This window comes from Methanobrevibacter sp. (assembly GCF_045112895.1).
In the GTDB taxonomy this organism is placed as follows: Archaea; Methanobacteriota; Methanobacteria; order Methanobacteriales; family Methanobacteriaceae; genus Methanocatella.
Genome location: NZ_JBGUIH010000020.1, coordinates 1 through 8741, shown reverse-complemented (window position 1 = coordinate 8741; position 8741 = coordinate 1). Strand labels below are relative to the sequence as shown.

The 8741-nt window shown below is 36.0% G+C and carries 5 protein-coding genes; all 5 read left to right on the top strand.

Annotation, left to right across the window (positions count from 1 at the left end; genetic code table 11):
* Window positions 1-103 precede the first annotated feature (103 nt).
* Window positions 104-343 (top strand): DNA-directed RNA polymerase subunit H, encoded by a 240-nt coding sequence (locus ACJMLD_RS04260; protein WP_405268295.1) that lies wholly within the window; start codon window positions 104-106, stop codon window positions 341-343.
* 240 nt (window positions 344-583) lie between these two features.
* Window positions 584-2134, top strand: coding sequence for a DNA-directed RNA polymerase subunit B'' (locus ACJMLD_RS04255; RefSeq protein WP_405268293.1), 1551 nt, complete (start codon window positions 584-586; stop codon window positions 2132-2134).
* A gap of 10 nt (window positions 2135-2144) precedes the next feature.
* Window positions 2145-4523, top strand: coding sequence for a DNA-directed RNA polymerase subunit B (gene rpoB, locus ACJMLD_RS04250; RefSeq protein WP_405268291.1), 2379 nt, complete (start codon window positions 2145-2147; stop codon window positions 4521-4523).
* A 25-nt stretch (window positions 4524-4548) separates the two neighbouring features.
* Window positions 4549-7557, top strand: a complete 3009-nt coding sequence (locus ACJMLD_RS04245) for a DNA-directed RNA polymerase subunit A' (protein WP_405268289.1) — start codon at window positions 4549-4551, stop codon at window positions 7555-7557.
* A gap of 8 nt (window positions 7558-7565) precedes the next feature.
* The coding region (gene rpoA2, locus ACJMLD_RS04240; protein ID WP_405268287.1) for a DNA-directed RNA polymerase subunit A'' at window positions 7566-8741 on the top strand (1176 nt) is incomplete at its 3' end.

The following is an 8741-nucleotide window of genomic DNA, read 5'->3' as shown; positions in this document are numbered from 1 at the left end:
TCTGGCAGAGCGCTTGGCTTTTAACCAAGCGGCCGCGGGTTCAATTCCCGTCAGGCCTGTTTCTAATTTTATATTTTAACTTTTCTAGTTGGAGGAAATTAATTTGAAAAGTGAATTTGATATTCAAGAGCATATGCTTGTACCAAAACATGAAATCATGACTGAAGAAGAAATTTCAAACGAATTTAGCGATGTGGATTATGATTTTAAAGATCTTCCTAAAATTAAAGTCAATGATCCTGTTGCAAAATCTATTGGTGCTGAACCAGGTAATATTTTAAGAATTACTCGTAAAAGTCAAACCGCGGGTGAATTTATTACTTATAGGATTGTTGAACTTTAATGTCAATTAAATATAATTTTAGAATTGGTGAAATTTAATATAGTATAATTTCTGTATTTTTTTGTTTTTTAGAAATTCATTATAATAAATTTGAACTTAGTTTGAGAGGAATTATCTTAAATGAGATAGTTAGGAGTAAATTAAGAATAATGATTAAATGAATTAGTTATTAGGTTGTTTCCTTTTTATTTTTATTTAGTTAATTATTTTTATTGCGTTACGTAATGTTGGAGGATGTCCATGACAGAGAATAATTGGAAATTAGTTGATGCATTTTTCGATAAATATGACTTAGTGGACCATCATATAAAATCATACAATGATTTTGTAAACAATAGGATTCAGAATATCATTGATATTACTGATCCGATTAGTTTGGATGATGGTAAATACACTTTAAAGACAGGGAAAGTACGCATCGAAAAACCATCCAATAAAGAGGCGGATGGTTCTAGAAGCGAGATTGACCCTACTGAAGCAAGACTTAGAAATTTAAACTATTCTGCAGATATGTATCTTGAAATGGCATTAAATGAAGAAGGAGAAGATAATCCTTTAGAAGAAGTATATATCGGTGAATTGCCGGTAATGCTCAAATCTGATATTTGCCATCTCAATGGTCTAAGTGATGAGGAATTAATTGAAAAGCACGAAGACCCTCAAGATTTAGGAGGATACTTCATTGTAAACGGTTCTGAAAGGGCTGTTGTAACAATGGAAGAAATCGCTCCAAACAAAATTATTCTTGAACGTATCGGCGAAGTTGAAGAAAGACATGCAAAAGCTGTTGTAACTTCAATTAAGAGTGGTTTCAGAGCCAGAATTACTTTAGAATATAAAAAACCACGTAAAAATAAAGCATTTTTAAGAATTTCCTTCCCATACCTTCCAGGGGAAATTCCATTAGTTGTATTATTAAGGGCACTTGGTTTGTCCACTGATAAAGATATTATTGAAGCGATTTCAAAAGACAACAACTTCCAAATGATGATTGCGGACGATATTCAAGTTTCACAAGAGGAATTGGATAAGTTCATAGATCAGTCAGTCATCAAAAATGGAGACAGGGATGAAGTAAGACAACACTTGCAAGATGCGGCTATCAAATACATCGGTAATAGAGTAGCCAAAAACATGCCAAAAGATTATCGTTACAGACGTGCTAAAGATGTCATAAATCGTTATTTATTGCCTCATATGGGTACTGAAGAGGAAAGGTGTATTGATAAGGCGATTTATTTAGCTGAAATGACTGAAATGTTGTTGGAAGTTATTGAAGAAAAAAGAAAACCTCACGATAAAGACCATTACACTAATAAAAGACTTAGAGTATCTGGAGATTTAATGGAAGACTTATTTAGGGTGGCTTTCACTAATTTAACAAGAGATATGAGTTACCAACTTGAAAGAAGTCTTTCTCGTGGTAAAGAGCTTTCCATTAAGCAGGCTGTTCGTAGTGATGTTTTGACTGAAAATATTAAACATGCTATTGCTACAGGAAACTGGGTTGGTGGAAGAGCTGGTGTAAGTCAGTTATTAGACAGGACAAGTTATATGGGTACCCTTTCTCACTTAAGGCGTGTTGTATCCCCATTAACTAGAAGTCAACCTCACTTTGAAGCAAGAGATTTGCACCCAACTCAATTTGGTAAAATATGTCCGAACGAAACTCCGGAAGGACCTAACTGTGGCCTGGTAAAGAACTTAGCTTTATTGTGTAATATTTCAGAAGGTTCCGATGAACAACAGATTATTGATGTAATTGAACAAATGGATGTCGAGTTGATTTAAGGGAGGTGAAATGTTGTCTGATAATTATAAAAAACCTACTACTGAAGAGAAAAAGGCATTTTATTATTTTGGTTTTGAAAGATTAGCTCCTTTTAAAGATGTTAAAGAGGTCATTGAAGAAGCAAGACTATCTGCTGATGAAAAGACCTTGGAAAAAATTGAAGAGCATGTTGAGCATATCAAAACCTATTTTGATGATGATGAATTGAAAGAAGATGACAGTTTATATGTTCCATTTAAAAGAGATAAACGTAGAGCTAAATGGAAATCACTTAAAAAAGATTTGCCTGAATTAAAAGAATTTATTGAAGAAAAAGTCTCTCAAAAAGTTGATGAAATAGAAACCGAAATTGAAGAAAAAGCTATTTCTGATGGTGAGATTGAGCCTCTTGAAAAAGAAACTGTCGAACTTGCCGATGAAGGTGAATCCATTGAAGATGAAATTGAGCCTGAATTCGAAGTTGAGGAAGTAGCTATTGAGCCTGAAACTGAGGTTGAGGAAGTAGCTATTGAGTCTGTTGAAGAGGCTGATGATGAGATTGAGCCTGAAACTGATGTTGAGGAAAATATTATTGAGGAAGAAGTTCCGCAAACTAAAATTTATCTTAATGGGGAACTTAAGGGTTACTGCAGAAATCCTGTTGAATTTACTCAAGAAATGAGAGAAAAAAGAAGGAAAGGCGAAGTTTCTCATGAAATGAACATTACCTATTATGAAGATAATGATGAGATATACATATTCAATGATCCTGGTAGAGCAAGAAGGCCGTTAATCATTGTTAAAGAAGGAATCCCTCTTTTAAGAGAAGAGCACTTAAACAAAGTAGCTAACGGCAAATTAAAATGGGATGATTTAATTAATGATGGACTTATTGAATACTTGGATGCTGAAGAGGAAGAAAACTCATACATTGCCATGACCTTGGCGGATTTAAATGAAGAGCACACTCACTTGGAAATCGACCCTGCCACAATGCTCGGTATTTGTGCAGGTATTATTCCATTCTCAGATCACAACTCCTCTCCAAGGAACACAATGGAAGCAGGTATGACAAAACAGGCTTTAGGATTATATGTATCTAACTATGCATTACGTACTGATACTAGGGCGCACCTGTTACACCACCCTCAAACCCCTATTGTAAAAACACGTATCATCGATTCAACTAATTACGATTTAAGGCCATCCGGTCAAAACTTTGTTGTGGCATTAATGTCTTACGAAGGATATAACATGGAAGACGCAATGGTTATAAACAAGGCTGCTTTAGAAAGAGGATTAGCAAGGTCTTCATTCTTCAGGGCTTACGACACTTCAGAGAAAAGATATGCTGGTGGTCAAGTGGACAGATTTGAAGTGCCTGATAAAAACATCAAGGGTTACAGATCTGAAGATGCTTACAGAAACTTAGATGATGATGGTGTTGTAAATCCGGAATCAGAGGTTAAATCTGGAGATGTGTTAATAGGAAAAACTTCCCCTCCAAGATTCTTGGAAGAAGATTTCGGTACTGTTGCAGATAGAAGAAGAGAAACTTCTGTAACTGTAAGACACGGTGAAAAAGGTATTGTTGATGCAGTTCTTTTATCAGAAACCGTTGAAGGTTCCAGATTAGCCAAAATTAGAGTAAGAGATACAAGACAACCTGAATTCGGTGATAAATTCGCATCCAGGCACGGTCAGAAAGGTGTTGTCGGTTTAATATTATCTCCTGAAGATATTCCATTCACTGAATTTGGTGTTGTGCCGGATTTAATAGTCAACCCTCACGCTATTCCATCCAGGATGTCTATTGGACAGGTGCTTGAGATGGTTGCGGGTAAAGCAGGATGTCTTGAAGGTAAACGTATCGATGCAACTCCATTCAATGAAACCCTTGAAGATGAAATCAAAAATCAACTAATTAATAACGGATTTGAATCTGCAGGTTGCGAATCTCTATACAGCGGAGTGACTGGTGAAAGACTCGATGCAGAGATCTTCGTAGGTGTTGCATATTATCAAAAATTACATCACATGACAACTGATAAAGTTTATGCTCGTTCCAGAGGTCCAGTACAAGTACTTACACGCCAACCTACAGAAGGTAGAGCACGTGAAGGTGGTTTAAGATTTGGAGAAATGGAAAGAGACTGTCTTATTGCACACGGTGCAGCATTAACCTTAAAAGAAAGGTTACTTGATGAATCCGACAAATATGAAGCAATTGTCTGTGACAACTGTGGTATGTTGGCTGTATATGATAAGAATAAAAATAAAAAATACTGCCCAATCTGTGGTGATGTAGAGACATACCCTGTTGAAATTTCATACGCATTTAAATTATTATTGGACGAACTTAAGAGTTTATGTATTTTCCCTAAATTAATTTTAGGAGACAAAGCATAATTAGATTTATTAAAGGAGTTAATACATGAAAGCATTTATTAAAAAAATTAACAAAATTAATTTTGGTTTAATGTCTCCTGAGGATATTCGTAAGATGTCTGTAGTCACTGTTGAGTATCCGGATACTTATGGTGATGACGGATTTCCTATTGAAAAGGGTTTAATGGATCCTCGTTTAGGTATTATCGATCCTAGTTTGGTTTGTAGGACTTGTGGTTCTAAAGGAGGAGTTTGTCAAGGGCATTTCGGTAGTATCGAATTAGCTAGACCTGTTATTCATGTTGGTTTTGGGGATGTAATCCACAAGATTTTGCGTTCCACCTGTAATGAATGTGGCCGTGCTCTTTTAACCGATGATCAAGTTAAGGAGTACACTCAAAAAATCATGGAACTTCAAGAAGATAGTGAAAATCTAAACGGCATTCTCAAAGAAATATATAATTTGGCTAATAAATCAGAATGTGAAGAATGCCCTCATTGTGGTACCATTCAAGATAAGATCATCCTTGATAAACCTGTTTCAATGGTTCAACGTATTAATCCACTTTGTGAATTTAAGAAAGTATTCAATGAAGAAATGTCTTCTGAAAATGTTTCTATCGCTGAAATTGGACCAATATCCAGAGAAATAGCTGAAAATAAAGAAGAATACTTTAAAAATAGATTATTGATTAACAGTAATTTGATTGAACTTTTATGCGAACATTTACACAATGTTGATGAAATTATAGATATCTTGGACCTTGAAGAAGATATCGACGCATCTTATGAATTGACAAATACTCAATTAAATAATATCTTCAAAAGTATTGTGGACAATAACGGATTAATTGAAGATTATAAATTAACAGCATCCGAAGTTCGTGAAAGACTTGAAAAAATAACTGATGAAGATTCATTGGTTTTAGGTGTTAATCCTGAAGTTGCAAGACCTGAATGGTTAGTATTGACAGTACTTCCGGTCCCGCCTGTAACCGTAAGGCCTTCAATTATCCTGGATACTGGTGAAAGGTCTGAAGACGACTTGACTCACAAACTTGTAGATATTTTACGTATTAATCAACGTTTACTTGAAAACATGGAAGCCGGAGCTCCGCAATTGATTGTTGAAGATTTATGGGAATTGCTCCAATACCATGTAACAACTTACTTTGACAACGAAGCTAGTGGTGTTCCTCCTGCAAGACACAGGTCAGGTAGGCCACTCAAAACATTAACTCAAAGATTAAAAGGTAAAGAAGGAAGGTTCCGTTCAAACCTCTCTGGTAAAAGGGTTAACTTCTCAGCACGTACTGTAATCTCTCCGGATCCAAACATCAGTATTAATGAGGTTGGAGTTCCTGAAATGATTGCAAAAGAAGTAACCGTGCCGGTTTATGTAAACGAATGGAACATCGATGAAATGAGAAAGTACATCGAAAACGGTCCTGACGTTCACCCTGGTGCAAACTATGTAATCAACGGTGACACTAAAAGGAGAGTCACCGATGATACTAAAGAGTTTATTCTTGAGCAGTTAGAACCAGGTTTTATCATTGAAAGACATTTAAAAGATGGAGACATGGTTTTATTCAATCGTCAACCTTCCCTTCACAGAATGAGTATGATGGCACATGAGGTAAGAGTCTTGCCTTACAAGACTTTCAGGTTAAACTTATGTGTATGTCCTCCATACAATGCAGACTTCGATGGGGACGAAATGAACATGCACGTTTTCCAAACTGATGAGTCTCGTGCTGAGGCAAAATCATTGATGCGTGTACAGGAACACATCTTATCTCCAAGGTTTGGTGGACCTATTATCGGTGCTATTCACGACCACATTTCTGGTGCATACCTTTTAACTCGTGATGGTGTTGAATTCACTGAAGAACAAGCTTTACAAATTATCAGAAAATCTCACCTCAAAATACCTGAATTCAAATCCAATCAATGGATTTTAAAATATGACCCTGATTTCAGTGAGGATTCATTCATTTATAAAGATAAAGGTGAAAAATGGACAGGTAAAGAATTGTTCTCTTTATTATTACCTAATGATTTAAACTTATCCTATAGTGCTGAAATTTCCAAATGTCCTGTCGTTTATCCTGCTGAGGATGCTAAAGTTGTTATTGAAAACGGTATTCTCAAACAGGGTGTAATAGATGAAAGCGCATATGGATCTTTCTCAGGTAAAATCTTAGATAAAATTGTTAAAGAATACGGTCCTGGAAGAGCTAAGGAATTCTTAGACAGATCCACTGATTTGGCTATCTGCGGAATTATGAAAACAGGAATTACAACTTCCTTAAATGATGAGGAAATTCCTGAAGAAGCTCAAGATCGTATTAATGAGCACTTGAATAATAAGATGGATGAAGTAGACAAACTTGTTGAAGCTTATGAAGAAGGTTATCTTGAAGCTTTACCAGGTAGAAGTTTAGCTGAAACTTTAGAGATGAAAATCATGCAAGTTCTTGGGGAAGCTAGGGACATGTCTGGTCAAATCGCTGAACATTACCTTAACATGGGTAAACAATACCCTGATGATCCATACGATCATGTAATGGCTGTTGAAAACCACTCTGTAGTAATGGCACGTACTGGTGCAAGGGCATCCATGTTGAACCTTACTCAGATTACTGCTTGTGTAGGTCAGCAAGCGGTTAGGGGTGGACGTATCGAAAGAGGATACATCAACAGAACCTTGCCTCACTTCAAGAAAGGTGAGTTAGGGGCAAAAGCAAAAGGATTTGTTCACTCAAGTTATAAATCCGGACTCGACCCAATTGAGTTCTTCTTCCACGCAATGGGAGGAAGGGAAGGTCTTGTAGATACAGCGATTCGTACAGCACAATCCGGTTATATGCAAAGAAGACTTGTAAACGCACTTCAGGATTTACAAGTCAAGCCATCAGGACTTGTTACTGATAATCAAGGTAATGTTATTCAAACTATGTTTGGTGAAGACGGTGTTGACCCTGCAAAAAGTGACTTTGGTAAACCAGCAAACTTAGACAAACTTATTGATGAAATAAGAATGGGTAATTAGGTGTAACTATGGATGAAATTATAACTAAAATTAATGAAATGATTGCTGAGATTAATGAGACAGAAAATCTTAACATCGATTTTAAAAGTAGTTATATCGAAGATTTAGCTGAACATTATATCAGTAGAGACTTAACTGATGATGAATTAAGAAAACTTATATTGAAGCTTAAAAAGGCCTATGACCGAGCTCATGTTGAAGCTGGAGAGGCTGTTGGAACAGTAGCTGCACAATCTGTAGGTGAACCTGGTACTCAAATGACAATGCGTACTTTTCACTATGCAGGGGTAACTGAGTTAAACGTAACATTGGGTCTTCCAAGACTTATAGAAATTGTTGATGCAAGAGAAAAAATCAAAACTCCTACAATGGACATTTATTTTGATGAAGACAAGCGCAATGATGAAGAATTTGTAAGGACTTTGGCTAATAAAATTGGTAAAAGTACTATAAATGATATCCTTGCGGACTTCAATTTAAACTATGGAACAATGGAAGTTGAAGCGGTTTTGGACAATAAGAAAATTGCAGAGAAAAGACTCAACAGAGATAACATCAATGCTATCATTGAAAAAACATTTAAAAAAGATGTTGTTATTTCCGGTGATTCAGTCACTATTTCATCAAATAAACCTAACACTGACTTTGTAATACGTGAACTTCGTCTTTTAGCGGATAAATTCCGTGATTTACAGATTAGTGGTATCAAAAATATAGGTAGGGTCATCATTCGTCGTGATGAAGAATGGATCATACACACTGAAGGGTCAAACCTTAAGGAAGTTCTTAATATGGAAGGTATTGACAAAGTAAGGACTACCACTAACAACATTCACGAAATCGGTGAAGTTTTAGGTATTGAAGCGGCTCGTCAATCTATTATTAACGAAGCTCAAAATACCCTTTCAGAACAAGGTCTTAGTGTTGATGTAAGACATATTATGTTAGTTGCCGATATCATGACTTCTGAGGGCGTTGTCAAATCCATTGGAAGACATGGTATTAGTGGTGAAAAATCAAGTGTTTTAGCTCGTGCAGCTTTTGAAGAAACTGGTAAACATTTACTCCACGCAAGTATTCGCGGTGAAGTGGATGATTTAACAGGTATCATCGAAAATATTATTATTGGACAACCAATACCTCTTGGTACCGGTTCTGTCGGTGTCAAAATGGATTATAAAAAT

What these genes read in the sequence shown, in the direction of transcription:
- ACJMLD_RS04255 (WP_405268293.1), top strand. Translation starts at nt 584, where the DNA reads ATGACAGAGAATAATTGGAAATTAGTTGATGCATTTTTCGATAAATAT.
- rpoB (WP_405268291.1), top strand. Translation starts at nt 2,145, where the DNA reads ATGTTGTCTGATAATTATAAAAAACCTACTACTGAAGAGAAAAAGGCA.
- ACJMLD_RS04245 (WP_405268289.1), top strand. Translation starts at nt 4,549, where the DNA reads ATGAAAGCATTTATTAAAAAAATTAACAAAATTAATTTTGGTTTAATG.